This window comes from Hyphomonas jannaschiana VP2 (assembly GCF_000685215.1).
Lineage (GTDB): Bacteria > Pseudomonadota > Alphaproteobacteria > Caulobacterales > Hyphomonadaceae > Hyphomonas > Hyphomonas jannaschiana.
In genome coordinates this window covers 247089-270736 of sequence record NZ_ARYJ01000003.1, presented here as the reverse complement: position 1 = coordinate 270736, position 23648 = coordinate 247089, and the positions used below count along the sequence as shown (strand labels likewise).

23 protein-coding genes and 1 pseudogene are annotated in these 23648 nt (G+C 60.0%); 14 read left to right on the top strand and 10 right to left on the bottom strand.

Annotated elements, in window-relative coordinates; translation table 11 throughout:
• Positions 1–160 precede the first annotated feature (160 nt).
• From HJA_RS06035 to HJA_RS06005, 7 genes and pseudogenes are all read right to left on the bottom strand, one after another.
• The gene (locus HJA_RS06035; protein WP_241764302.1) at positions 161–868 is read right to left on the bottom strand and encodes a TetR/AcrR family transcriptional regulator; all 708 of its coding nucleotides are present in this window, start codon (positions 866–868) and stop codon (positions 161–163) included.
• Between the two features lie 19 nt (positions 869–887).
• Positions 888–2408 carry an FAD-dependent oxidoreductase gene (locus HJA_RS06030; RefSeq protein WP_035579471.1) on the bottom strand — a complete coding sequence of 507 codons (1521 nt, stop codon included), beginning with the start codon at positions 2406–2408 and terminating at the stop codon, positions 888–890.
• Positions 2405–3367, bottom strand: a complete 963-nt coding sequence (locus HJA_RS06025; RefSeq protein WP_035579470.1) for an alpha/beta fold hydrolase — start codon at positions 3365–3367, stop codon at positions 2405–2407. Before HJA_RS06025 ends, HJA_RS06030 begins: the two co-directional genes overlap by 4 nt.
• Entirely contained in the window at positions 3364–5061 is a 1698-nt protein-coding gene (locus HJA_RS06020; protein ID WP_035579468.1) for an N-acyl-D-amino-acid deacylase family protein, read from the bottom strand. Before HJA_RS06020 ends, HJA_RS06025 begins: the two co-directional genes overlap by 4 nt.
• Entirely contained in the window at positions 5054–5326 is a 273-nt protein-coding gene (locus HJA_RS06015) for a hypothetical protein (protein WP_035579466.1), read from the bottom strand. Before HJA_RS06015 ends, HJA_RS06020 begins: the two co-directional genes overlap by 8 nt.
• Positions 5327–5714: 388 nt before the next feature.
• Positions 5715–6089: pseudogene (locus HJA_RS18870) on the bottom strand (IS6 family transposase); the annotation flags it as partial.
• 375 nt (positions 6090–6464) lie between these two features.
• Positions 6465–7754 carry a 3-hydroxyacyl-CoA dehydrogenase gene (locus HJA_RS06005; RefSeq protein WP_035579770.1) on the bottom strand — a complete coding sequence of 430 codons (1290 nt, stop codon included), beginning with the start codon at positions 7752–7754 and terminating at the stop codon, positions 6465–6467.
• 311 nt (positions 7755–8065) lie between these two features.
• On the opposite strand from HJA_RS06005, the gene atpD reads away from it, so the two are divergent.
• Genes atpD through HJA_RS05960 form a run of 9 tightly spaced genes read left to right on the top strand, consistent with a single transcriptional unit; the run spans position 8066 to position 14391 of the window.
• Positions 8066–9460, top strand: a complete 1395-nt coding sequence (gene atpD, locus HJA_RS06000) for a F0F1 ATP synthase subunit beta (RefSeq protein ID WP_035579463.1) — start codon at positions 8066–8068, stop codon at positions 9458–9460.
• Positions 9457–9900, top strand: coding sequence for a F0F1 ATP synthase subunit epsilon (locus HJA_RS05995; protein WP_035579461.1), 444 nt, complete (start codon positions 9457–9459; stop codon positions 9898–9900). The genes atpD and HJA_RS05995 overlap by 4 nt, the downstream gene beginning before the upstream one ends.
• Positions 9897–10172 (top strand): AtpZ/AtpI family protein, encoded by a 276-nt coding sequence (locus HJA_RS05990; RefSeq protein ID WP_035579459.1) that lies wholly within the window; start codon positions 9897–9899, stop codon positions 10170–10172. The genes HJA_RS05995 and HJA_RS05990 overlap by 4 nt, the downstream gene beginning before the upstream one ends.
• Positions 10169–10435, top strand: a complete 267-nt coding sequence (locus HJA_RS05985) for an N-ATPase subunit AtpR (RefSeq protein WP_035579456.1) — start codon at positions 10169–10171, stop codon at positions 10433–10435. Before HJA_RS05990 ends, HJA_RS05985 begins: the two co-directional genes overlap by 4 nt.
• A complete protein-coding gene (locus HJA_RS05980; RefSeq protein WP_035579454.1) occupies positions 10435–11139 on the top strand; it encodes a F0F1 ATP synthase subunit A in 705 nt (234 codons plus the stop codon). Before HJA_RS05985 ends, HJA_RS05980 begins: the two co-directional genes overlap by 1 nt.
• Positions 11132–11380 (top strand): F0F1 ATP synthase subunit C, encoded by a 249-nt coding sequence (locus HJA_RS05975; protein ID WP_035579453.1) that lies wholly within the window; start codon positions 11132–11134, stop codon positions 11378–11380. The genes HJA_RS05980 and HJA_RS05975 overlap by 8 nt, the downstream gene beginning before the upstream one ends.
• Positions 11377–12102, top strand: a complete 726-nt coding sequence (locus HJA_RS05970) for a F0F1 ATP synthase subunit B family protein (protein ID WP_035579452.1) — start codon at positions 11377–11379, stop codon at positions 12100–12102. The genes HJA_RS05975 and HJA_RS05970 overlap by 4 nt, the downstream gene beginning before the upstream one ends.
• The gene (locus HJA_RS05965) at positions 12086–13585 is read left to right on the top strand and encodes a F0F1 ATP synthase subunit alpha (RefSeq protein WP_035579449.1); all 1500 of its coding nucleotides are present in this window, start codon (positions 12086–12088) and stop codon (positions 13583–13585) included. The genes HJA_RS05970 and HJA_RS05965 overlap by 17 nt, the downstream gene beginning before the upstream one ends.
• The gene (locus HJA_RS05960) at positions 13582–14391 is read left to right on the top strand and encodes a F0F1 ATP synthase subunit gamma (protein WP_035579447.1); all 810 of its coding nucleotides are present in this window, start codon (positions 13582–13584) and stop codon (positions 14389–14391) included. The genes HJA_RS05965 and HJA_RS05960 overlap by 4 nt, the downstream gene beginning before the upstream one ends.
• Positions 14392–14601: 210 nt before the next feature.
• On the opposite strand, the gene HJA_RS05955 is transcribed toward HJA_RS05960, so the two are convergent.
• Positions 14602–15306 carry an IS6 family transposase gene (locus HJA_RS05955; RefSeq protein WP_035579445.1) on the bottom strand — a complete coding sequence of 235 codons (705 nt, stop codon included), beginning with the start codon at positions 15304–15306 and terminating at the stop codon, positions 14602–14604.
• A 97-nt stretch (positions 15307–15403) separates the two neighbouring features.
• Positions 15404–15844 (bottom strand): Lrp/AsnC family transcriptional regulator, encoded by a 441-nt coding sequence (locus HJA_RS05950; RefSeq protein ID WP_035579442.1) that lies wholly within the window; start codon positions 15842–15844, stop codon positions 15404–15406.
• A gap of 127 nt (positions 15845–15971) precedes the next feature.
• Here HJA_RS05950 and HJA_RS05945 point away from each other — a divergent pair, with 127 nt between their 5' ends.
• From HJA_RS05945 to astD, 5 genes are read left to right on the top strand one after another with little or no spacing between them, the layout of a single operon-like run.
• Entirely contained in the window at positions 15972–17183 is a 1212-nt protein-coding gene (locus HJA_RS05945) for an aspartate aminotransferase family protein (RefSeq protein WP_035579440.1), read from the top strand.
• Positions 17183–18244 (top strand): arginine N-succinyltransferase, encoded by a 1062-nt coding sequence (locus tag HJA_RS17915; RefSeq protein ID WP_051597415.1) that lies wholly within the window; start codon positions 17183–17185, stop codon positions 18242–18244. Before HJA_RS05945 ends, HJA_RS17915 begins: the two co-directional genes overlap by 1 nt.
• Positions 18237–19550: a VOC family protein gene (locus HJA_RS05935; protein WP_035579438.1), complete on the top strand. Its 1314-nt coding sequence runs from the start codon at positions 18237–18239 to the stop codon at positions 19548–19550. The genes HJA_RS17915 and HJA_RS05935 overlap by 8 nt, the downstream gene beginning before the upstream one ends.
• Positions 19543–20961, top strand: coding sequence for an FAD-binding oxidoreductase (locus HJA_RS05930; protein WP_051597414.1), 1419 nt, complete (start codon positions 19543–19545; stop codon positions 20959–20961). The genes HJA_RS05935 and HJA_RS05930 overlap by 8 nt, the downstream gene beginning before the upstream one ends.
• Positions 20958–22400, top strand: coding sequence for a succinylglutamate-semialdehyde dehydrogenase (astD, locus tag HJA_RS05925; protein WP_035579435.1), 1443 nt, complete (start codon positions 20958–20960; stop codon positions 22398–22400). The genes HJA_RS05930 and astD overlap by 4 nt, the downstream gene beginning before the upstream one ends.
• Before the next feature lie 69 nt (positions 22401–22469).
• Here the strand turns inward: astD and HJA_RS05920 are convergent, their stop codons facing one another.
• On the bottom strand, positions 22470–23648 hold the full coding sequence (locus tag HJA_RS05920) for a mandelate racemase/muconate lactonizing enzyme family protein (protein ID WP_035579433.1): 1179 nt from the start codon (positions 23646–23648) through the stop codon (positions 22470–22472).

The following is a 23648-nucleotide window of genomic DNA, read 5'->3' as shown; positions in this document are numbered from 1 at the left end:
CATACAACAGCGGCAGCAAGGGGGCAGTTTCACCAAGTTACCAACGGACTGATGAACGGCCGTGACAATCCAAACCGGTCGTTCATGCCGACTGAGCCTTCAGGCGTGATCTCGCGGAAAGCATTCATTCAACCAAGCTGAACCGATAGGCCGTTGAGCGTTACATCGTTTCGGGAGAATACTCCGCCGCACCTGAGCCGACCGTTGATAGCTCCGACTGGTAAACCGACATTTTTGATTGAAGAAGGTTCTTGCCGGACGGATTGGAAGCACCATTCAGGCAAAGAGCATAACCAATGCCGACCGTTGGCGTGAGTGCCGAAGTCGACAGACTTCCCACCACCCAAGACAGAAGTGCACCTCCCGAAATTTGCGCCATTGCCTGAACGATCAGTTCGATCGGAACATCTTTGGAAAGAAACCCGTCGCGCGCAGCGTTTCCCAGCAAGCCTAGCCATATTGCACGCGTCTGGGCGAGCCGTTCCGGCGTTGCAAGCCCAGTATCGTCATGTCCGGACGTGCTAAGCAGGGCGCGCCAAAGCGTGCGGTAAAAGTCCGGGTCGCTCGTGTAATAGCCAAAGGCGAGTTCGTGCGCCCCAAAGATTCTGTCGATACTGTTTCCGGCATTAAGTTTGCGAAAACGCTTGGCGAAGTCACGTTCGTCTTCCAGCACTGCGAGAACGACAGCGCGTTTCGATCCGAACAAATTATAGGGTGTCGACAGGCTCACTTCAGCCCGTTGTGCCAGCGTGCGCATGGAGAGATCAGTGTCACCCGTCTCGCGGATTAGATCGCGGGCGGCCCGCACGATCCGGCGCCGGCGTTCAGCCTTGGCCTGTTCGCGTTTGCTGACATCTTCTGTCATCATTTCCCCTAGGTGCTGACGGTCATGCTGCAGGCTTCGCCTCGACTGCTTCGAGACGTAAATCAGACAGGTGATCGATCTCAAGGGCGCGCATCAGTTCCGTTCGGTCAGGCCCGGGCTCTGGCGGATAGGCCGCCACATTGCGCTTCTTGCCGCGCGCCCAATAGTAGAGCACCCGGCTGAAATTCTTTGGCTTGCCCAGCCATTTGTTGGGATGCTCCAGCATGTGAAAGCCGCGCATCGCCTGGCGCAGAAGGTCTACATCAGAGCGGATGGCGATCCGCACACCATCTTCGAAAAAACTTTCGATGATCCGCCCTCGCCAGCTCTTCTTATAGCCTGGCGTGAGGGCCGCTTCAGCGCGCTTGATGGCGGAGCGATCTTGCGCGCGTTGGTTTATGTAATAGGGCCGAAGTTCATTGCGCAGGCGCTTGTTATAGATGATCTGGCGGGTTTCAGGATCACTCGTCTCGTCAAACGTCTCACGCAGCAATTCTGCGCTGACCGCTGCAAAGGAGCAACCCCGCCCATAAAGCGGATTGGTTCGCACCAGCGTATCGCCCAAGGGGTAGTAGTTGAGAACCGTCGGCTTGCCATCGGTTACGACATCACGCCAACGACTGTGCAGGTCACCCATGCCATGTACTTTGCCGCGCGGCTCAGCGCGTTCCGAATTGGTCCAGGGGTAAAGACCCGGCAGCTGTAGGGTGATGCCGTGAAATATGTCCGGATTCATGATCGCTTTGCGAAGCTCTGTCTCCACCTCGGGCACGGATATGGTAATCGAGAAGCAGCCATTGTCGCCCGGAAACACACCGAACTTGATGTAGCCGAGATCACCGCTAGCTGGTGGGTTTTTGGTGCGGTCAGGTTCTTCCATGCCAGGAAGCAGGCGATAGTGGCGCGTGAAATAGAGGATGCCCGCCGACTCGCTTTCTTCGGTGATGGCTGCACCTTCTTCCATCAGCTGTTCGATCAGAAAACCGGACTTGCCACTGGCATCGACAATCGTCTTCGTCGTAAGTTCAACAGGTACGTCTTCCTGTTCGCCGGACACGCCAATTACTTCGACCACTCCGTTTGCTACCGGCCTTGTACTCAGTTTACGGACGAAGAAGCCGGATCGGATCGTGACATTCTCCAGCCTTTCGACATAGCGGCGAATGGCAAGCTCAAGGGTCGTGCGACGACTGGTGATAATGGTGAGATCGGAATCTTCCGGAAGCGGCTGGTAATGAGCGCGCTGGATATCAGACAACATCATGTCGAAGGTGAGATCCCGCGCCCCCATCGCTTTCAAATCGTCGAGCAGTTCTGGATGGTGCTGTTTGATGATGTTTCTCAGCCGCGCGAGAAAAGCGTGACTCTGGCGGACATGGCCCGCGCCGCGCCTGTGCCAGTTAAGAAATACGACATCCGGATCTTCCGCCGGCGGCGGCTGATCGCGCTCAAGAAGCGTAATCTGCCGTCCGGTCGGCGCAAGTGAGAGCGCAGTACAAAGGCCACCGATTCCGGCTCCGACGACCAGCACATCTTCGCTCATCCATCGACCTCCTTCAGGAAGCGAAGGATGATTTCGTTGGTCTTCTCCGGCGCTTCCTGCTGAGTCCAGTGGCCAATCCCGGGGATCAGCTCATTAATGCGGAGGTCGCGGACAAAACTCGGCATGGCTTGATAGGCTTCGGCAGCCATCATGATCACACCATCATTCGTACCGGCAGCAAAGAAGGCGGGCTGATCGATGAAGGTCGGTGCACCTTCTGTGAGCTTCCAGGCAAGATCGTGATTGCGATAATAGTTCAGCGGACCTCTCATGCCGGACTGAGAAAACTCCCCGGTATAGAAGTCTAGATCGTCTTCGCTAAGCCAACCCGGCAGTGATTCCGGTTCTGGCTGGCTGGAAAACATGTCGTCGTCTGGTCCCTTGGGGGCAAGCTGAGTGAGATCTGTCTCCCCCCCAGCCATGACCAGGAACTTTTTCAAAGCCATACGGATATCCGCTTCGAATTCTGCTTCGGCGATGCCCGGTTCGAAAAAGTATAGCTGGTAGAAGAACTGCCCCTTGAACATTTCCCGAATCGCCGGCATCGGCTGAACGGGTGAGCGCGGGATGAATGGCACGGACAGAGCGCCCACCGCTCTAACCTGATCCGGATGGTGAAGCGCCGTCGCCCACGCCGTGGGCGCGCCCCAATCATGGCCGATCACTATGGCGCTCTCATAACCCAGCGCCGGGATCAGACCCATGATATCCTTACGAACTTCGACCTGGTTATATGCTTCGATCGCGTGCGGCTTGTCGGATTTTCCGTAGCCACGCATGTCGGGCGCCACGACATGGTATCCCGCGTCCGCGATCGGCTTGAACTGATGGCGCCACGAGTACCAGGATTCCGGAAAGCCGTGCAGAAGCAGGACAAGCGGCCCTTTACCGGCTTCTGCAACGTTGAGTTCGATCCCGTTTGTCGCGACCCGGCGCTGGCTCACCCCTGGCCAGGTCATTCGGCGGCAACCAGTTCCGGGGCGTCTGCGCGCGCGCCCGGCAGGACGACCCCGCGTGCATCCTGATAGCCATCCCTGACCGACCACGCGATGCCGCCGCCGACGATGACTGTATCGACGCCGTGAGAGTCGCGCACATAGCGGCTGCCATCGCCCGGCACGTCCTGAACGAATTTCTCCACACCGCGGTCAACCGTTTCGGGGTCGAACACAGCAACATCGGCAATGTAGCCAGGCTGCAGAAAACCTCGTTCCGGAATACCCCAAATCGAGGCGGTGTCAGATGTCACTTTTTTCACAGCGTCTTCCAGACGCATCGTCTTCAGATTGCGGACGAAGTGGCCAAACAGGTAACCTGTATCGCCATAGGTGGAGAATGACAGGATGTGCGCACCGCCGTCACTTGCGCCAATATGGACGCGCGGGTGCTTCAGCAGGCTGACGACCTTGTCGTCATTGTTGTGTCCCATGTCAGCGGCCAGGAAATGCGCATCAAGGTCTTCCTCGACCGAAAGGTCGATCATCGCCTCAACCGGCGTCACACCCCGCTCCTTTGCGATTTCGGCGAGCGTCTGGCCGACATATTTCTGATTGGCCTCGGTCTTTACCTGACGTAGCACGAGACGCGGCCAGAGATCCTTCAAATCAGCCACCTCGGCGGCGCGGGCTTTTCGATTCTCGGGATCGGCGAAGTGCGCCTTGATTTGTTCAGGTGTACCGAAACGCATGACGCGGTACCAATTGGGGAAGCGGATGAAGAGCAAGCTCGGCACAGCAAACGAGAATGAAATGTCGATCGGACGGGTCTGAACCTGCGGCCAGACGCGAGCACCACGCGCGAATTGCTCGTCGACCCGCTTCATCACCTTGTCGACCGCGTCCACATTGTCGGAATTGACGAAGAGCGGCGAGAAGGTGGTCGGAATCTGGTACTTGATCGACAGATCAGCCAGCTGGTCGAGCCTGGCGATCGTGAGGTCCGGATCGTAGAATTCAGGCACGATCTGAAGCATGCGGCCATATTCGCTGAGCACAGCCGCCAGCGCGTCAACTTCGCGTGCATCGGCATAACGGCTCGGAACAGGCTGCAGCGTTTCATCCATGTCGACATAGCTCGTCGACAGACCGGCTGCACCCGCGTCGAGGCATTCACGCAGAACATCCTGCATTTCGGCGATTTCCGCATCCGTTGCAGTGCGCTCGGTTGCGGCATCGTTCATGACCCAGAGACGGATCACACTATGGCCGACGAGCGGGGCGACATTGATCGCCAGGCCCTTGCGGATGCGCGTGATATACTCCGAAAATGTCTCCCAATCCCAGACGACCCCTTCGCGGAACGCCTTGTAGGGCATCTCTTCGATCTGGTTGAACATGCCGACGAGGCGCATGCGGTGGTCAGCTTTCAGAGGCGCCAGTGACAGCGAGCAATTGCCCGGCACGATCGTGGTGACGCCATGTGAGAGAGCGGGCTTGGCCGCGCCATCCCAGAGAAGCTGCGCATCAAAGTGGGTGTGCGGGTCGATAAAACCTGGAGAAACGACCTTGCCGCTCGCGTCAATTTCCCTGTCGGCGGTTTCGGCAATCTTGCCGATCTTGGCGATACGGTTGCCGGTGATCGCGACATCGGCCTGATAGCCCGGCAAGCCGGAGCCGTCGACAACGGTGCCATTGCGGATAATGAGATCATACATGGGGCGTTTCCCTTTGGTCTTTTTTCTGGTCTTTTAGAAAGCGAGCCGAAGAAGCGGCGAGCGCGTCGCGCACATGCTCCCAGCCGGTTCCGGTGAGGTCTTCGGGTCGCTCGACGCCGGTCGATTCCATCAGCCTGCTCGTGGCGTACTCATCGAGCGTCACCAGTGAGCGCCCGCCATTCTCGAACGCGAGCGTTACGATCAGTTCGGCGATCCCGTCATGGGCTGCCGCGATCTGGACATGCCTGATTACGGCGCTGCTCATGCAGCGGCCAGAGGCGGCTCGATGAAGATAACGTCGCTCGGCAGGATGGGATTGCCAGCCCGCGGGCTATCCTCTGGAGCAGGCGCACGCATGAATACATGGAGATTCCAGCTCTGCAGGCTTGAGATTGCGTCCTCGATCTTCAACTTGGGGAGCTCGCGCTCTGCGATCGACGCCCAGCTATCTCCGGCTCGCGGAAGGATTGATTTCCGGACGACTGACAGATTGTTATCGGACAAGGTTTCCTCCACTGCTCATCCGATAAATTTAGAACACGTTCTAATTATTGACTCAAGTGCAAGATTTTACGCTTCGAATGGTGGTGCTTCTTTTTTCGGCAATAGGCCAAGCTTGGCGCCTGGCATTTCCGATCTCGTCCAGAGTCCCTATACGAGCGAAGCTTGTCCGTGACGACGACCTTAGCCTTGCCGTACCGCTTCATGGCTTTTCTCATGAATTTCAATGTAGAGGCCTTATCGCGAGTCTTTGTGACGAAAGACTCTAGCACCTCACCTTCGTGATCAACCGCGCGCTAAAGGTAGTGAGTCTGCCCACGGATCTTCACGAAGACTTCGTCCAGATGCCACTGCCATTGCGGCGATTGCCTCATTCTTTCAGATCGATGTTTGCGGATCTCTTGCGCGAAGTAAGTGTCGAAACAGTCTACCCAGTGACGGACGGTTTCGCGACAGATATCGATCCCTCGTTCATGGGGCAGGTCTTCGACATTGCGCAGAGATAACGGGAAACGGACATACAGCATCACCGCAAGCTGGATGATCTAGGGTGACGTCTTGAAATAGCGAAATAGTGTTTTGGTCATTTCCAGAGACTAAACGCCTAGATTGGCACCCTCAGGCTCGGCTCCGCTGAGTATGCCTTATCAGGGAAATCGGGCCTAAGGGTGCTGTTGCATTTGACGATTGGAGATGGCGGCAGATTTCGGGCCTGAAATCTGCCCTGTTCCGGAACAGAGACGCGGTCCTGGCGCCAAAGCCCGCGGTGTGTGCGGGTTTGTACGGAGGCGAGTTTAGCTTTTTCTGCTTGGGAGTGTGGCTGGCGGTGCAGTCAGACGAATTCTAACCAGTCTCCGCTTTTCGCGGTCGAACAGGTTCCAAGCGCCTATAAGGTCGCCTCATCAACCGGGTTGAACGTCGATGAAGCGGCCGCCATCCTTAGCGAGCCGTTTGAGCGTTTCACTCGGCGCAAAGCGTTCATCTTCTGCACCAAGACGCTCCATGGTGGCGAGCACCGCTTCGGCCCCGACCATATCCCCATAGAGCATGGGCCCGCCTTTGTCTGATGGCCAGCCATAACCATTGAGCCAGACAATATCGATATCTGAAGCCCGTTGCGCTTTCTTCTCTTCGAGAATCTTGAGCCCTTCATTGATCATCGGGTGAATACAGGTCGCGATAATGTCTTCCTGGCCCGGCGCCGATCCCGCTTCCACGCCCGTGATGTCTGCAATGACTTTTGCCGTCACCTCCGACGGAATCGGACGGCGGTTTTCATCATAGTCATAATAGCCGGCACCGGTTTTCTGGCCACGCCGGTCAAGTTCGCAAAGTGCGTCGCGGATTGGGTTGGCAGTTTTTGCGCCCTTCTTCCAGCCGATATCCAGACCGGCAAGGTCTGACATCTGATAAGGGCCCATTCGAAACCCGAATGCATTCAGGGCCGCATCGACATCCCAGGGCATGGCGCCTTGAGCGACGAGCTTCTGCGCCTGGGCCTGGCGGGCAAACAGGATGCGGTTACCCACAAAGCCAGGACAGACACCAACGAGCACTGCGATCTTGTTGATGGTCCTGGCCAGGTCCATGCAGGTTGCAATCACATCATCTGCCGTGTGGTCTGTCCGAACAATTTCGAGAAGCTTCATCACATTGGCGGGGGAAAAGAAGTGTAGTCCGATGACATCTTCCGGCCGTTTGGTGACACTGGCGATCTCGTTGATGTCCAATGCGGATGTATTGGTGGCAAGGATCGCGCCCGGCTTCATGATCCGGTCCAGTTCGGAGAATATTTTCTTCTTCAGATCCATGTCTTCAAAGACGGCCTCAATGACGAGGTCACAGTCTGCAAAGTCTTCCATATTCAGTGTGCCAGTCAGGCACGCCATACGCGCCTCGACTTCGTCTTGCGGAAACCGTCCCTTGTCGGCACTGCGCTGATAATGACCACGCACCACGCTGAGACCCCGATCAAGGGCTTCCTGCTTTTGCTCCAGAACAAGCACCGGAATGCCCACAGTGGCGAAGTTCATTGAAATACCACCGCCCATTGTTCCGGCGCCAATGACGCCGACTTTCTGGATTTTGCGGCGTTGGGTATCAGCGGGTACATCAGGCACAATCCAGGCATCGCGCCCCGCCTGTGCGATATAGTCGGACACTTGCTCTGGTGTAATCGAAATAGCGGGCATGGATTTGTCTTTCATTTGATGAACGCGGGCGCGCCGACGAAGGTTTGGCGAGCTATTTTGCGTTACCCTACTACCTGACCCCTTCATTATGGAAGCTTGGATCACAACCACGTTCGAGCCTGCTTTCTCGACACTACCCAGCTAAAAGATTCATTGCCCATGGCCTGTGGGCGGGATGTCTGGGTTGGACGTAAATTGCCGGAAAGACCGGCATTCAAAACAACCGCGTATTATCATAATATCGGTAGAACCAAGGGCCTGCGAAGCGATCTGGTCTGTGTTGGAACCGGGAGAATGTTTTGCCTGACCAAATGGCAAGGGTCACATCTGTTCGAGGACCAGTGATAGACTTTGTCTGTGACGGAGCACTGCCGGCCATCAACGATGCCGTAATCGTGGACCCGGACCGATCTGCCGTCATGTGCGAGGTTCAGGCGCATCTCGACACCCGGCATTTTCGCGCCATCGCGCTGCAGCCAACGCAGGGCCTATCGCGGCTGATGGAGGCGCGGATGACGGGCGCGCCCATTACCGTACCAGTGGGCGATGCGGTGCTTGGCCGCCTCCTGAACGTTGTGGGCAACATCGGCGATGGCGGCACACCGCTGCCGGAGGATACACCGCGCCGGTCCATTCACCAGGCGTCGCCGCCGCTTTCCAAGCAACGCACCGAAGTCCGGCTGTTCTCTACCGGCATCAAAGTACTGGACCTGCTGGCCCCGCTGGCACAGGGCGGCAAGGCGGCCCTGTTCGGCGGCGCAGGCGTTGGCAAGACGGTTCTGGTCACCGAACTGATCCACGCAATGGTGAAAGACTATGACGGCGTGTCAGTTTTTGCCGGGGTCGGCGAACGCTCTCGCGAGGGGCATGAGATGCTCCACGACATGACGAATTACGGCGTGCTGGACCGGACAATTCTCGTCTATGGTCAGATGAATGAGCCGCCCGGGGCGCGCTGGCGTGTGCCGCTGACGGCGATGACGATAGCCGAGCATGTACGCGACACCGATCAGCGCAATGTCCTCCTGATGATGGACAATGTATTCCGCTTCGTTCAGGCGGGAGCCGAAGTCTCCGGACTGCTCGGCCGGATGCCGTCGCGTGTGGGTTACCAGCCGACACTGGCGACCGAGGTGGCCTATCTTCAGGAACGCATTACCTCATCCAGCCGCGCGGCCGTCACCGCTATCGAAGCCGTCTATGTGCCTGCGGACGATTTCACCGATCCTGCCATTGCCGCGATCAGCACGCATATGGACAGTATGGTTATGCTGTCGCGGGATCTCGCCGCCGAAGGCATCTATCCGGCGATCGACCCTTTGCGCACGACTTCCACCCTGCTGGATCCGATGATCGTGGGCGAGGACCATGTGCAGACAGCAACGGAAGTCCGCAAGCTGATCGAACACTACAGCGAAATGCGCGATGTGATCGCCCTGCTGGGTGTAGAGGAGCTGAGCAGTGACGAACAGCTTCTGGTCGGCCGGGCGCGCAAGCTGCAGAGGTTCCTGACACAACCCTTCTTCGTGGCGGCGGCCTTCACCGGCATGGAGGGGCGCAGCGTCTCTACAGAGGATACAATCAAGGGCTGCCGCGCGATCCTTTCCGGCGATTGTGACGACTGGGATGAAAGATCTCTCTACATGATCGGATCGCTGGAAGAGGCCCGCGCGCATGAAGAAGCGTCTCGGAAGACAGTACCATGACGGCAGTGCTCAAGCTCACCGTGACGACACCGCTGCGGATCATCCTGCAAGAGGAGGATATCGTCTCACTGCGTGCCGAGGACGCGAGCGGTGATTTCGGGATCAAGCCGGGTCATACGGATTTCCTGACTGTGATCGATGCCGGCGTCATGCGCTGGCGGACGGCAGAAGGACCGTGGCGCTATTGTGCACTCAGAGGCGGCATCTTCAGCGTGACCAGCGGCAACCTGGTGCGCGTTGCGTGCCGGGAGGCGATCCTCAGCGATGATCTCGCCACGCTCAGGCCGCGTGTCGCTGCAGCGCGGAAGGAGGCGCTGGACGAATCCAGGCGGGCACGGGCGCAGGGCGTGAAGCTTTATGCGCATGCCGTCCGCCGCCTGATGCACGAACTTGCCGCGGGCGGGGACACGCTCGGCCTGCAGCCGGATGCCGACAAATGAACGACGACAGCGACCGCACGGAGGAAGCCGCCCGCCGTGCGGACGCGCTGGACAAGGCGGGCAAGGCCGACCCGGAGCCGTCGCTCGCCCGCCGGTTCGCGACTATAGGCGCACTTGGCTGGATCATCGTCGTGCCTATCCTGACCGGGCTGTTCATCGGGCACTGGCTGGACGACTGGCTGAATACGGGCATCACGATGTCAGCAGCGCTGCTGATGGCCGGGGCGGTATTCGGCTTCGTGCTGGCCTGGCGGTGGATACAGGAGCAATGATGCCGGATGTGAGCGCCCTGATACTCGCCCTACTGGCCGGCCTTGCCGGGATCGGCGCCGGATGGCTGCACTTTGCGAGCCTCGAATGGGTCGCGAACAGGATCGTCGAAGGCCGTTTGTCTGCTGTCGGGGCTCAGCTTGGACGGTTGGTCCTGCTGGGTGGCGTGCTGTTCCTGTTCGCGCAAGGCGGCGCGCTGGTTCTGCTGGCCGGAGCGGCGGGTATCCTGCTGGGCAGGTTCATCGTGCTGAGGGGGGCTCGGTGATGGGCGCCTCTCCGTTCAATGTGGAGACCGCATTCTCGATTGGTCCGCTCGGCGTTACATGGCCGGTCGTGGTGACCTGGGTCATTATGGCGGTGCTGGCCGCCGGATCCTTCCTGATCACCCGGCAGCTGAGCCTCAAGCCTGGCCGGGCGCAGGCCGTCCTTGAACTGATTGTCACCACGCTCGACAGCGAAATCCGCGCGACCGTGCCCGGCGACCCTGCCCGGTTCCGCCCGTTGATCGGCACATTGCTGATCTTCATCCTCGCGGCCAACTGGAGCTCTCTGGTGCCGGGCGTCGAACCGCCGACAGCGCATCTGGAGACGGATGCCGCGCTGGCTGTCATCGTGTTCGCCGCGTCGATCATCTGGGGCATCCGGTCACTGGGTGTAGGCGGCTGGCTCGTATCGTTCGTCCGGCCCAGCTGGTTCATGCTGCCATTGAACCTTGTCGGCCAGATCACGCGTCATTTCTCCCTGATGATCCGCCTGTTCGGCAATGTCATGAGCGGTGCATTTATCATCAGCATCGTCCTTTCGCTCGCAGGGCTGCTGGTGCCCATCCCGTTGATGGCGCTGGAGATGCTGACCGGCGCGGTGCAAGCATATATCTTCGCTACTCTGGCGCTCGTCTTCGTCGGATCGGCGGTCAACGAAGCGGGACCGCCCCCGGAAACACAACAAAAGGAAGAGACCCATGACTGATTATGTTCCGGCCATCAGCATCATTGCGGCGACGTTTGCCGTCGCGTTCGGCGCAATTGGGCCTGCGCTGGCAGAAGGACGGGCCGTTGCGGCGGCGCTGGAGGCCATTGCCCGCCAGCCGGAGTCTGCCGGAGCAATCTCCCGCACGCTTTTCGTCGGCCTCGCCATGATCGAGACGACGGCCATCTACTGCCTCGTCGTTTCCCTGCTGCTGCTGTTCGCCAACCCCTTCGCTCAATGAGTTTCGACTGGGTCACCTTCGGCTTCCAGATCGTCAACGTCCTGCTGCTGCTGGCGATCCTGAGATACTTCCTTTTCCGGCCGGTCGCGAACGTGATTGCACGCCGGCAGGCTGAGACTGACGCAGCCCTGGAAGCGGTCGAAAAAGCGAAGGCGGAAGCGAAGGCCGCGACCCAGAAGGCGCAGGCCGAGGCGGACGCAACCGCTGCGGCCCGTCAGGACGTTCTCGACCAGGCGCGCAAGGACGCGGAGGCCGAACGACTTGCCCTGCTGGAGAAAGCCCACGCCGAAGCAGAGAAAATTGTGTCTGATGGGCACGCCGCGCACGAGCGCAATATCCACGAAAACAAGGCGCAGCAAATGGCCCGCGTCCGGGACCTCGCCGCCGCCATTGCCGAACGCGCCCTGACGGCGCAGCCTCAGGATGTTGGCAGCTATCTCAGCCGGCTGGTGGCCTCTCTCCAGAAAATGCCTCCGACCGAACGGGGCGCCCTGTTGAAAGGCGGGAACCTGACGCTGATGAGTGCAGCACCGCTTTCGGACAGCGACCTGGCTCTCGTGAAATCGGCGCTGGCGCCATTCGAGATCAACCCGGAATTTTCCGTAGCGCCGCAGCTAATTGCCGGGCTTGAGCTGCAATCCGACAGCGGCGCTATCCGGAATTCTCTCGCCCACGACCTGGAACAGATCACCGAAGCGATGCGAGATGACGGACCAGACTGATCCCGCCCTCGATCCGCTGAGGGCGCGCATCGCCAGCGCCCAGCTTGGCGCCGAGGCTGAAGAACGTGGCAAGGTGATCGCCATTGCCGATGGATTGGCCATGGTGGACGGCCTGCCCGGCGCAGAACTCAATGAGATCGTGACCTTTGCCACTGGTGCACGCGGCTTTGTCCTTACACTGGAAGAAGACCATCTTAACGTTGCCTGCCTCGACCCGGCCGACGATGTCGCAGCGGGAACGCGCGTTACACGGACGGGGCTGCTTGCCTCCGTACCGGTCGGAGAGGGTCTGTTTGGCCGGGTGCTGGATCCGCTGGGGCGGCCGCTCGATGATGGCCCCTTGCCCGACAGCGAAGAGCGCTTGCCCGTCGAACGCCCGGCCCCATCCATCATCGACCGGGACTTTGTCAGCGAACCTGTTGAAACGGGCCTGTTGGTCGTCGATGCGCTGTTTGCGATTGGCCGCGGACAGCGCGAACTGATCATCGGAGAACGCCAGACCGGTAAGACTTCCATCGCTGTCGACACAATCATCAACCAGGCCAACAGCGACATAATTTCAATCTATGTTGCCATCGGCCAGCGAACGTCTGCCGTGAGGCATGTGATCGACGCGGTGCGCGAACATGGGCGCATGGATCAGACGATTTTCATTGTTGCAGAAGCATCTGCAGAACCGGGCCTGCAATGGCTGGCGCCCTTCTCAGCGACATCAATTGCCGAATGGTTCCGGGACAGGGGACGGCATGTGCTGATCGTCTATGACGATCTGACCAAGCATGCCGCCACGCACCGGGAACTGGCGCTCCTGTCCCGCCAGCCGCCTGGCCGGGAAGCCTATCCTGGCGACATCTTCTATCTTCATGCCCGCCTGCTGGAGCGCGCAGCGAAACTGTCGAAAGCGCGCGGCGGCGGATCGCTGACCGCCCTGCCGATTGCCGAGATCGAGGCCGGCAATCTGTCGGCGTATATTCCAACCAATCTGATCTCCATTTCGGACGGCCAGATTGTCATGTCGCAATCATTGTTCGCCGCAAATCAGAGGCCCGCCATCGATATCGGCCTGTCTGTCAGCCGGGTTGGCGGAAAGGCGCAACGGGCTACGATGAAATCCGTCTCCGGACGATTGCGGCTTGACTATGCCCAATATCTCGAAATGAAAATGTTCTCGCGGTTCGGCGGCTTCGGCGACGAGGCCATGGCCGCGCGTATGAAGCGAGGCGAGCGCATCGCCGCATTGCTGGCGCAGCCCCGCCTTTCACCGCTGGACCTGCTCACACAGATTGCGCTTCTCAGCGCCCTGAATGACGGCATGCTGGACGATGTTGATCTGGCAGAGATCGCCCATCTGAAAACAAAACTGCCATCCATGCTCGCAAACGACTCAAGATTATCCGACCTGGACCTGAGAGCCCCCAAACTGGACCACGAGAAGAGATCCGCAATTCTGGAGGTGGTGCAGTCTGCACTGAAACAGGCATGAGCCAGCGCCCAGAAGAAATCCAACAACGGCTGCAAAGCCTCGACGAGATAGGTGATGTTGTCGGCGCGCTGCGCGCTATCGCGGCCGGTCACGCTAGTTCCGCAGATACCGCCGTCAGGGCGATCGATGCTTATGCCGGGACAGTGACACACGCGCTGGCGACTTCGCTCGCTGCGTCAGCCCCGCAGATGGAGACGGAAGGACCAGGCCTGCTGCTTGTGGTCGGTGCAGCGCAGGGCTTTTGCGGTGCCTATCCGGAACACATTGCCGTGGCTGCGCAATCCACGCTCAAGCCTGGCATGGGGCTGGTCGTGATCGGCGCCCGGACTGAAGACATGCTGAAAGCCGCCGGCCACACGCCCCTCTGGTCGGCTGACCTGCCGGGGCATCCTGCGGCCATTCCGGCACTGGCCAGCCAGACGACAGATGTGCTGGTTGAACAATCGGTACATTATCCCGGTGTGATCCACGCCCTGACCGGATCGGTACACGCTGGACACAACCAGACCCTATCCCGCCTGTTCCCGCCAGCCCCACCGGAGGGGGGCACGTCGCAGATCCCGCCTATCATGACCCTGCCCGCGGCCGAGCTACTGACTGGCCTTCTTCAGGAAGCACTGTTTGCCAGCGTCGCCCGGGTCATGATGCAGGGAGCCGAAACGGAAGCCCGCGCAAGAGTTGAAGCCATGGCGCGGGCGCAGAACAATCTTCGCAAGCGCCGGACGGAAGTAGAGCAGGCTTACCAGCAGGCCCGACAGGAGCAGATGACAACGGAAATGATAGAGTTGTCGACCTACAAACGCTGACCCGCCGCTGCGGACATTGAATCTATGCGATTGAGGACATCGCTGACATTTACGTTGCTTGGTGTCGCCAGATAATAGCCCAACCACAGATACGCTGGCCTTTGCGATAGCAATTAAATGCTGCGGGATTTGCTGCCATATCAGCAGACCGGCTGGCGGTGCTGTCAGACAAACTCGAAACAGTCTCCGCTTTTCGCGAACCAGCCGGTTTTAAGCGACGAGAAGCGCCCGCCATTCGCGAAGCGCGGCGTCTCGTTTCTGCTTGAACCGAATTCTGGTGTTGATGTGCCTTTCGAAGTTGAAGTGATTGTACACTGATGAATGGACTGAGACGAATTTCTGCAAACTTCGCATGCGCCGGAATCGTGACATGGCCCGCTCCCGTCTTCGGAATAGTAAGTGTGAGTTTTCGGCGCGGTTGTTGAAATGGCGCCCTGTTTCTTGGCGACCTTCGTTCCCAATCACTTTCATCGCAGCGCGATAGGACGGGCATCTATCCGTCACCACAACATGCGGATTACCATACCGCTTCATTGCTTTCTTGAGGAATTTCAATGCGGAAGCCTTGTCCCGAGTCTTCGTGACAAAGGTTTCGAGCACTTCGCCCTCATGATCGACCGCTCGCCAGAGATAGTGGGTCTGCCCACGGATCTTCACGAACACCTCGTCCAGGTGCCACTGCCATTGTGGCGATTGTCTCATTCGTTCAGATCGGCGCTTGCGGATTTTATGGGTGAAATAAGTACCGAAACGATCTGCCCAGTGGCGGACCGTCTCATGGCAGATGTCGATGCCTCGCTCATGGAGCAGATCTTCGACATTCCGCAAAGATAGCGGAAAGCGAACGTACAACATGACCGCAAGCTGGATAATTTCGGGCGAGGTCTTGAAGTAGCGGAAGGGTGATTTTGTCATTTCCTGAGGCTAAGCGCCCGGATTGGCCAACTCAAGCCCGGTTCCCCTGACAACACCCTCAAGCAGGTTCGCATTTTCAGTCGGCGGCCATGCCGTTTCAAGAGCGCCGGTTGATACGGGTGGAGAGGATGACGGAGGAGCGGGTGCGCTCGACGCCGTCAATGGCGATCACCGTGTCGACATAGGCTTCAAGGTTTTGCACGGACGGGGCCGCGATAACGACGATCAGGTCGAACTCTCCGCTGACCGAGTGCACTTCCTCAACTCCCGTCACGCGCGACAGTTTCTGCACCACGGCGTCCATCGTCTTCGGCGCCACATTGACCAGGACATGCGCGCTCACCCAGTCCCGCTGGTAGGGCGCCGCCAGGATGCAGGTGTAGGAATCAATCACGCCCGACGTCTCCAGCCGTTCCAGCCGCTTCTGCGCGGTGGAGCGGGAGACCGAGAGCGTTTTGGCAAGATCGGTCACGCTGATGCGGCCCGAGCGCTTGAGCACCTCGATCATATCATAGTCACTGTCCGTCAGCCTGATCATCGTATTTCGTCACTTTGCATATCTGAGGCACCATATTGCCTGATCATATGCATTATATTGCCCCGTTTGACGATTACAATGATTAGGCAGATGCGGCACCCATGGGCGAACCAGAAAAGAGGTCCCCATGAACCGCGACAGCCTGTTTCCGACTTACGCCCCGCCAGAACTGCAGTTTTCTCACGGCAAAGGGAGCTGGCTGACCGACACGTCCGGCCGCCAGTATCTCGACTTTATTGCCGGCATTTCCGTCAACACGCTGGGCCACGCGCACCCGGATCTGGTCGAGGCGCTGCACACGCAGGCGCAGAAGATCTGGCACCTCAGCAACATGTTCGATGTGCCCGGCCAGGCCGAACTGGCGCGGCGGTATTGCGAGCTGACCTTTGCAGATCGCGTCTTCTTCACGAACTCCGGCGCCGAGTCGATCGAATGCGCCCTCAAGAGCGCGCGCAAATTCCACGCCGAACAGGGCCATCCGGAACGCATCGACATTATCGGTTTCGAAGGTGCCTTCCACGGCCGCACCTATGCGACGGTCAACGCAGCCGGGAACCCGAAATATCTCGAAGGCTTCGGCCCCCGCCTTCCCGGCTACAAACAGGCCCCGTTCGGAGACATGGATGCCCTCCGTGCCATGACGGACGAACACACAGCCGCTATCCTGATCGAGCCTGTCCAGGGCGAAGGCGGCCTGCGGCCTGCACCCACCTCCTATCTGGAAGCCCTGCGGGAGCTGTGCGATGCGCAAGGCATCCTGCTGATCTATGATGAAGTGCAATGCGGCGCCGGACGTACCGGGCAATTGTTTGCACACCAATGGAGCGAGCGCGCCGCGCCGGACCTGATGGCGACGGCCAAAGGCGTCGGCGGGGGCTTCCCGCTCGGCATGTGCCTTGCGACCGGCGACGTGGCGCGCCACATGGTGCCCGGTACACACGGCACGACCTATGGCGGCAACCCGCTTGCAGTGGCAGTCGGCACGGCGGTGCTCGATCACCTGACTGCACCGGGCTTTCTCGAAAACGTCCGCGAAAGATCGGCGCAGCTGCACGGCGAGCTGAACCGTCTGAAAACGAAATATCCGGATCTGGTGACAGAAGTTCGCGGCAAGGGCCTTCTGGCGGGCTTCAAGCTCGGCAGCGGCCTCAACACGGCAATGCGTGACCGTCTTCGTGAAAACGGTCTGCTCGCGGGCGTGGCTGGTGACAACACGGTCCGCCTCGCGCCGCCGCTGAATGTCAGCGCGGCAGAGATCGAGCAGGCCATCGCGATCATTGATGGCGCTCTGGAAAGCTTGCAACGCGTACCGGTGGCAGCCGCCGGTTCATCGCAATAATGGTCCCCCCCGGATACATCATCAGGCCCGTCAGTTCTGGTGATCTGGCCGGGTTATTCGCCCTCTGCCTGCAGGCTGGCCCTGGTTTTACCAGTCTGCAGGCAGAGGAAACGTATCTGCGCGCGCTGATCGCCTGCAGCGAAGCCTCGTTCGCTTCGCCGGAAGGCAGCCCCAAAGGCACCTATTTCCTGGTGATGGAGCATTGCGAGACCGGCGATGTTGTCGGGTGCGCAAGCGTCAAGACCGGCGTCGGATCAGATGCGTTCATGTGCGCTGACTTCGAAATGAACGGCCCTTCCGAACGCCCCGATGCCCTGACCCTCCGGCGGACACTGCAGGGCTTTACGGAAGTCGGCTCCCTGTTTCTGCACCCCGCTCACCGCGCCTCCGGCGCCGGGCGCTATCTGGCGCGCGCGCGCTATATGCTGATGGCCACGCGCCCGGACCTGTTCGACAAGCCCATCGTCTCGCAACTGAGAGGCTGGTGTGATGAGGCGGAATGCTCGCCCTTCTATGACGCGATCTGGTCACCGCGCCTCGGCCAGACCTATGAGGAGTCCGACGCCCGGCTCGCGCGGGACGGTGCCGGGTTCATCCTGTCGGAATTCGACGGCCTGCACGTGCCGCTCGACACACTGGACGAAAAGGCCCTGCACGCCATTGGGCGCCCACACGACACGGCCGCCGGCGCATTGCGCCTGCTGGTTCAGGAGGGGTTTCACCCTTCCTCCCTCATCGACATGTCGGATGGTGGCCCGATTGTTCTGTCGACGCTCGGTGAACTGAACAGTGCACGCACGGCGCGGCAGGTCAGCTTGATGGATGGACATCCTGAACCCGGCGCACAGATGACGCTGCTTGCCTCCTCTTCCCTTCAGGATTTCCGGGCCTATGTCGGCTGCGTCAGCATCGATGCCCAAGATCGCGTCACCTGCCACGCGTCTGCGATCAGCCAACTCAATGCGGGCCAGGATACGCGCTTTCTGATCAGCACACCGCCACCTTCCAACCCCGGTAAAGAACCCCATGCCCACACCAATTGGAGCCTCGACAATGTCTGAGTTCACCCCGCCATGGCGCCTGCGCCAGAATTTCGCAGACCGCCTCTCGCTGATGTATCGCGAGGAAGTGCCCGCCTATGGGACGCTGGTGGACCTGGTCGAGAACATTAATATCGCAGACGCCGAGGCCTCGACCTTTTCCGGCGCGCGGCTCGGTCAGGAAAGGCACGGCGCCATTCGTCTCGCCCTGCCGGAAGAACTCTCCCTCCTGCGCAGAGCCCTTGGCGTGCTGGGCATGTTCCCGGTCGATTATTACGATCTCGCCGCGGCCGGACTGCCCGTCCACTCAACCGCGTTCCGCCCCATCAATGGCGACGCGATTGAGCGGAGTCCGTTTCGTCTCTTTGTCTCGCTCGTGCGACTTGACCAGATCGCCTCTCCTGCGCTGAAGGATGAAGTGGAACGTCTCACCCGTGAGCGATCCGTGATGTCTCCCGTCGCGCTGCGCTATATTGAACGGGCAGAAGCTCAAGGCGGACTGACCGACGCGGAAGGCGAGGCCTTCCTGGACGCTCTGATCGAGACCTTCCGCTGGCGCGGCGAAGCATTGTCGACCAAACGCGTCTATGATGCGCTGCTCAACGAACACCCTCTGCTGGCTGACGTTGTCTGCTTCCCCAATCCGCACATCAATCACCTGACCCCACGCGTCAGTGACATCGACGCGGCGCAGCAAAAGATGATCGATCTGGGACTGCCCGCAAAGGCCGTCATCGAAGGCCCGCCGCGGCGGAAATGCCCGATCCTGCTGCGCCAGACGGCCTTCCGGGCGCTTGAGGAATCCGTCACCTTCCGCAATCTGGACGGTGTCGATGCGGCTGGCGTGCACACCGCCCGCTTTGGCGAAATCGAGTCACGTGGGGCAGCGCTCACCTGCGCGGGCATGGATCTCTACAATGCCTGTCTGGCGAGCGGGGATTTTGACGCCATTCCAGCCGACTGGAATGCGTTGCGGATCAAGAAGCTCGCTTGGTTCAAATACCGCGCAGCACCGGGCGCATGCCTGCCTGCTGCGCCCCCGGAAAGCTCTGACGCCCTGGAGAAACTCATCGCGGACGGTTCGATCATCCCGGAACCGATTACCTATGAGGATTTCCTGCCGGTCAGCGCAGCGGGCATCTTCCGCTCCAATCTGAGGTCACAGGGCAGCACGAATACCGGCACGAAAGGCAATCAGGCCGCTTTTGAAGAAGCGCTCGGCTGCCCCGTCTCGCAGGCTCAGGCCCTGTATGAGCAGGAATCCCGCGCATCGCTGCAGCAACTGTTTGCGCATGAGCAGCCGAAAGAACTCGCGATCCATGAATAGGTCCCTGCCTGCCTCCCTGACCCAGCGAGACGATATAGATCTCGATCCGCAGATCATCGAAACCTATTGCCAGGGCGGACGCGGTGAAAAAGGCTCCGCCCTGTTCGTGGCGCGCCCGCGATCGACGCAGGTCGCCTCTGACATCATTGCCTTATGCGTTCAGGAGGGCATTCAGCTTGTGCCGCAATCCGGCAGGACCGGGCTTGTCGGCGCAAGTGTTCCGGACCCGGACGGGCACCACGCCGTTCTCAGTCTTGAGCGGATGACGGGCGACTTTCACCTCGACCGGATCAACCGAACCGTCACATGCGGCGCAGGCCTTCGCCTGTCGGATATCAACGCCCGTCTCTCGCCTGAAGCACTCTACATGCCGATTGATCTCGGGTCTGATCCCTGCATCGGTGGCATGGTGGCCACCAATACCGGCGGAAGCCGCCTGATGCGCTACGGCGATGTCCGGCGTCACGTTCTCGGCCTGACCGTCATCCTCGGCGACAGGAACGGAACAATTGTCCGGCTGGGCGGCGCCCTGCGCAAGACCGCGACCGGCCCGGACTGGAAGCAGCTTTTCGTCGGCACAGGTGCCAGCTTCGGTGTCATCACCGAATGCACCTTCAACGTCGAACCGACGGCCAAGCATAAAGCAACCGCCCTCATCGCCCTGCCTGACGAGAGCGCACTGCCAGACCTCCTCCTGGAACTGGAGCGCCGGTTTGGCTCTCTTCTCTCCGCGCTTGAATTCATGTCAGCCAATGCGATGCGCGCGGCGCATGCTCACGTCCCTTCGCTGAGAAGGCCATTTGGTGGCGACCTGCCTGACATTGCCTTGCTGGTTGAGCTTTCCTGCGACTGGCCTCTGGATGAGGCGGACCGGTCGCTGGATGACATTCTCATCGGCGGGCTTGTCGGCATCGCGGAGAGCGGCGCGGCGAACATGGGCGATGTCGTGATCGGACGGGCCGAGGAAGTGTGGGCCATCCGGCACGCTCTGTCTGAAGGCGTCCGCAAGCGGGGCCGTCTCTACGCGTTCGATCTGTCTTTCCGGCGGGGCGATGTGCTGCGCTTCAGGGCGGCCATGAAGGCCCAACTCGGCGAACTGTTCCCGGATGTGGAGATCTGCGACTTCGGCCATGTTGGCGATGGCGGCATTCACTTCAATCTTGTCGATCATCTCGCCCCCGGCGACTGGACTCCGGACCGTGAGCGGATGATCCGCGACACCGTGATCAAAACCGCCGTCGAGGATTTTGACGGCAGCTATAGCGCGGAACATGGCATCGGCCCGGTAAACTTCCGCTACTTTGACACTTACGCATCTGCTGAAACGAGACGCTTCTCCGCCGCACTGGAGGCTGTGACCTCCGGAAAGCGCCTGGGCCGCGTCCACTTCTCCCCGGAGCAAACACAATGACCGCTCAGCCCCATTCAGGCGACTGCTATATCAATGGCAAATGGGTGCCGGGAGACGGCGCACCTTTCCAGAAGACCTGCTCGGCCAGCGGCGAGGTGGTCTGGACGGGCCGGGCGGCTTCCGCCGCGCAGACAGGACAGGCCGCCGAGGCTGCTCGCGCCGCATTCGATGCATGGGAGCAAACGAACCTCTCCACCCGGCAGGCCGTGCTTGAACGGTATGCTGAGGAACTGCGCCTCCGCAAAGAAGCCATGGCGCTCGCCATCAGCCGCGACATGGGCAAGCTGCTCAAAGAAGCCCGCATCGAAGTCGACACAATGGTCGCCAAGATTGCCGTCTCGATCAAAGCCCAGGCCGACCGCGCAGGTGAGCACAGCCTGCCGGCCGACTTCGGACATCTGGATCTGACACACAGGCCCCACGGCGTGATGGCTGTTTTCGGGCCTTACAACTTCCCTGGCCACCTGCCGAATGGTCATATTGTTCCTGCCCTTCTGGCCGGAAATACGTGCGTGTTCAAAGCGTCGGAACTGGCGCCGTCCGTTGCCCCCCTCATGATGGACGCCTTCCAGGCAGCGGGCCTCCCGGCTGGCTGCGTCAACCTTGTTCAGGGCGGACGGGATACCGGCGCGGACTTGCTCGCGGCGGATATCAACGGCCTCCTGTTCACAGGCTCTGAACACACCGGCCGCATGTTTCACCGCTACTTTGCGGGCCGCCCCGAGGTCATCTTGGCGCTGGAGATGGGTGGCAACAATCCCCTGATCATCTGGGAACCAACGGATGTGGAAGCGGCGGCCGAGATCGCGATACAGTCCGCCTATCTGACCACGGGGCAGAGATGTTCCTGCGCAAGACGCCTCATCCTGCCTGAAGGGCGTTTCGGAGATCAGCTTGTGGAATCTATCGCAGAGCGCGCGAGGCATCTCGCCGTCGGCCCATGGAATGACGACACCGCCTTCATGGGCCCGCTCGTCAGTGCACATGCGGCGGCGCAGGCCGTGACGTTCCAGAACAAGCTGATCTCGGAAGGCGCGCGCGCCATCCTCCCTCTGGAACAGAAAGACGAAAATCTCGGCTTTGTCTCCGCCGGGCTGATCGACATGTCGGGGGCAGCCCCAGTGGATGAGGAAATGTTCGGTCCACTGCTGCAGGTTTACCGCGCCGGTGATATCGATCAGGCTATCGCGCTGGCAAATGCAACGCGGTTCGGACTGGCGGGCGGACTTGTCTGTGACGACCTGCCGACATGGGAAGGGGTTAAAGGCCGGCTTCGCGCCGGCATCCTCAACCTGAACCGGCCGACCGTCGGGGCCAGTGGCCAGATGCCTTTCGGTGGACCGGGCGCTTCAGGAAACTTCCGTCCGGGCGCCTATTATGCGGCGGACTATTGCGCCTGGCCGCAGGCCTCGCAAGTGGCCCCCTCCAGCCTTCGGTAAGCAGCGGGGCTGGCATCGGGAGAGTGGCCTCCATGAGGGAGCTTCCCGTCTGCCAGCCCACGCCGGAAATCAGGCCTCGATCACGATCGTGTCCTGGATCTGGTACTTGTCGATCGCGTCTTCATCGAGTTCCACGCCCCAGCCAGGCCCTTCGGGAAGATGCGCGAAGCCATCTTCATAGACGATCTCGTCCTTGATCAGATCGTCTTCCATCATGATATGGCCCTGCAGCTCCGTCGCGTGACAGATGTTGCGGGCTCGGGCCGCATGCATGTGCAGGATCACTGCGCTGCCAATGCCTGAGGGCTGGTTGTGCAGCACGACATCAAGGCCTTTCGCCGCCGCATAGTCAATGGCTTTCAATGCGCCCGTCATGCCGCCCGGGCGTTCCGGATTGATGCCGAAGGTTCGCACCGCCCCCATTTCTGCCAGCGTCACGATATCGCGCAGACCGAAACCGCTTTCATGGGCCATCAGCGGCACATTGGTGCGGGACTGGACCCACGCCATGCCGACAAAATCATCGCCTTTGACCGGCTGTTCCGCATAGTCGATCCCATATGGCGCAATGGCTTCAATCGCCGCCAGGGCTTCGTTCGCATTGTAGGCCTGATTGTAGTCAACCCGCAGCCCGGCTTCCGGCCCGATCAGTTCCCGAACGGCCTTGATGATCTCGACGTCCTTGTGCGCCCCATCACCAAGCTTGCAACGGAATGACTTGATGCCTGCCTCAAGGCCAAGCCCGACCAGATGCCGAATGGTGTCCACATTGGTGAGCGGCAACACCATGCTCATCGGAATGCGGTCTATTTGTTTACCGCCGCACAGGTCATGAACCGGACGGTTGATCGTCCGGGCTGCAACGTCATACAGCGCCAGGTCCAGTACGCCCTTCGCCATTTCATTCCGGGCGACATTGTTGTCCATCTTGTCATTGATCAGCTCCATGTCGAAGGCGGACCGGCCCAGCACAAACCGCGCAAGGTGGTCCCGGATCACCTCCGCCATCATGGCGGGCGAGGCCGCGCTTTCGACCAGCCAGGAATAGGAATCCCCGATCCCCACGACGCCGTTTTCAGTCGTCATCCGGCAGACGAGAAAATCTCCGCCGAGCCAGTGGTCATCCACCTTGAGCCCCATGGCGACCTTACCGCTGCCACCTTGCAGCATGTCGCGGATATATTCCTTGAAAGGAACAAAGACCGTGAAAAGCTCTACCTTCCGGATCGGATCCTGTGATGTACTCAT

Excerpts from the sequence above, each read along its gene's own strand:
- HJA_RS06035 (WP_241764302.1), bottom strand. The coding sequence starts at position 868 with ATGATGACAGAAGATGTCAGCAAACGCGAACAGGCCAAGGCTGAACGC.
- HJA_RS06030 (WP_035579471.1), bottom strand. The coding sequence starts at position 2,408 with ATGAGCGAAGATGTGCTGGTCGTCGGAGCCGGAATCGGTGGCCTTTGT.
- HJA_RS06025 (WP_035579470.1), bottom strand. The coding sequence starts at position 3,367 with ATGACCTGGCCAGGGGTGAGCCAGCGCCGGGTCGCGACAAACGGGATC.
- HJA_RS06020 (WP_035579468.1), bottom strand. The coding sequence starts at position 5,061 with ATGTATGATCTCATTATCCGCAATGGCACCGTTGTCGACGGCTCCGGC.
- HJA_RS06015 (WP_035579466.1), bottom strand. The coding sequence starts at position 5,326 with ATGAGCAGCGCCGTAATCAGGCATGTCCAGATCGCGGCAGCCCATGAC.
- HJA_RS06005 (WP_035579770.1), bottom strand. The coding sequence starts at position 7,754 with ATGCCCGCTATTTCGATTACACCAGAGCAAGTGTCCGACTATATCGCA.
- atpD (WP_035579463.1), top strand. The coding sequence starts at position 8,066 with ATGGCAAGGGTCACATCTGTTCGAGGACCAGTGATAGACTTTGTCTGT.
- HJA_RS05995 (WP_035579461.1), top strand. The coding sequence starts at position 9,457 with ATGACGGCAGTGCTCAAGCTCACCGTGACGACACCGCTGCGGATCATC.
- HJA_RS05990 (WP_035579459.1), top strand. The coding sequence starts at position 9,897 with ATGAACGACGACAGCGACCGCACGGAGGAAGCCGCCCGCCGTGCGGAC.
- HJA_RS05985 (WP_035579456.1), top strand. The coding sequence starts at position 10,169 with ATGATGCCGGATGTGAGCGCCCTGATACTCGCCCTACTGGCCGGCCTT.
- HJA_RS05980 (WP_035579454.1), top strand. The coding sequence starts at position 10,435 with ATGGGCGCCTCTCCGTTCAATGTGGAGACCGCATTCTCGATTGGTCCG.
- HJA_RS05975 (WP_035579453.1), top strand. The coding sequence starts at position 11,132 with ATGACTGATTATGTTCCGGCCATCAGCATCATTGCGGCGACGTTTGCC.
- HJA_RS05970 (WP_035579452.1), top strand. The coding sequence starts at position 11,377 with ATGAGTTTCGACTGGGTCACCTTCGGCTTCCAGATCGTCAACGTCCTG.
- HJA_RS05965 (WP_035579449.1), top strand. The coding sequence starts at position 12,086 with ATGACGGACCAGACTGATCCCGCCCTCGATCCGCTGAGGGCGCGCATC.
- HJA_RS05960 (WP_035579447.1), top strand. The coding sequence starts at position 13,582 with ATGAGCCAGCGCCCAGAAGAAATCCAACAACGGCTGCAAAGCCTCGAC.
- HJA_RS05955 (WP_035579445.1), bottom strand. The coding sequence starts at position 15,306 with ATGACAAAATCACCCTTCCGCTACTTCAAGACCTCGCCCGAAATTATC.
- HJA_RS05950 (WP_035579442.1), bottom strand. The coding sequence starts at position 15,844 with ATGATCAGGCTGACGGACAGTGACTATGATATGATCGAGGTGCTCAAG.
- HJA_RS05945 (WP_035579440.1), top strand. The coding sequence starts at position 15,972 with ATGAACCGCGACAGCCTGTTTCCGACTTACGCCCCGCCAGAACTGCAG.
- HJA_RS17915 (WP_051597415.1), top strand. The coding sequence starts at position 17,183 with ATGGTCCCCCCCGGATACATCATCAGGCCCGTCAGTTCTGGTGATCTG.
- HJA_RS05935 (WP_035579438.1), top strand. The coding sequence starts at position 18,237 with ATGTCTGAGTTCACCCCGCCATGGCGCCTGCGCCAGAATTTCGCAGAC.
- HJA_RS05930 (WP_051597414.1), top strand. The coding sequence starts at position 19,543 with ATGAATAGGTCCCTGCCTGCCTCCCTGACCCAGCGAGACGATATAGAT.
- astD (WP_035579435.1), top strand. The coding sequence starts at position 20,958 with ATGACCGCTCAGCCCCATTCAGGCGACTGCTATATCAATGGCAAATGG.
- HJA_RS05920 (WP_035579433.1), bottom strand. The coding sequence starts at position 23,648 with ATGAGTACATCACAGGATCCGATCCGGAAGGTAGAGCTTTTCACGGTC.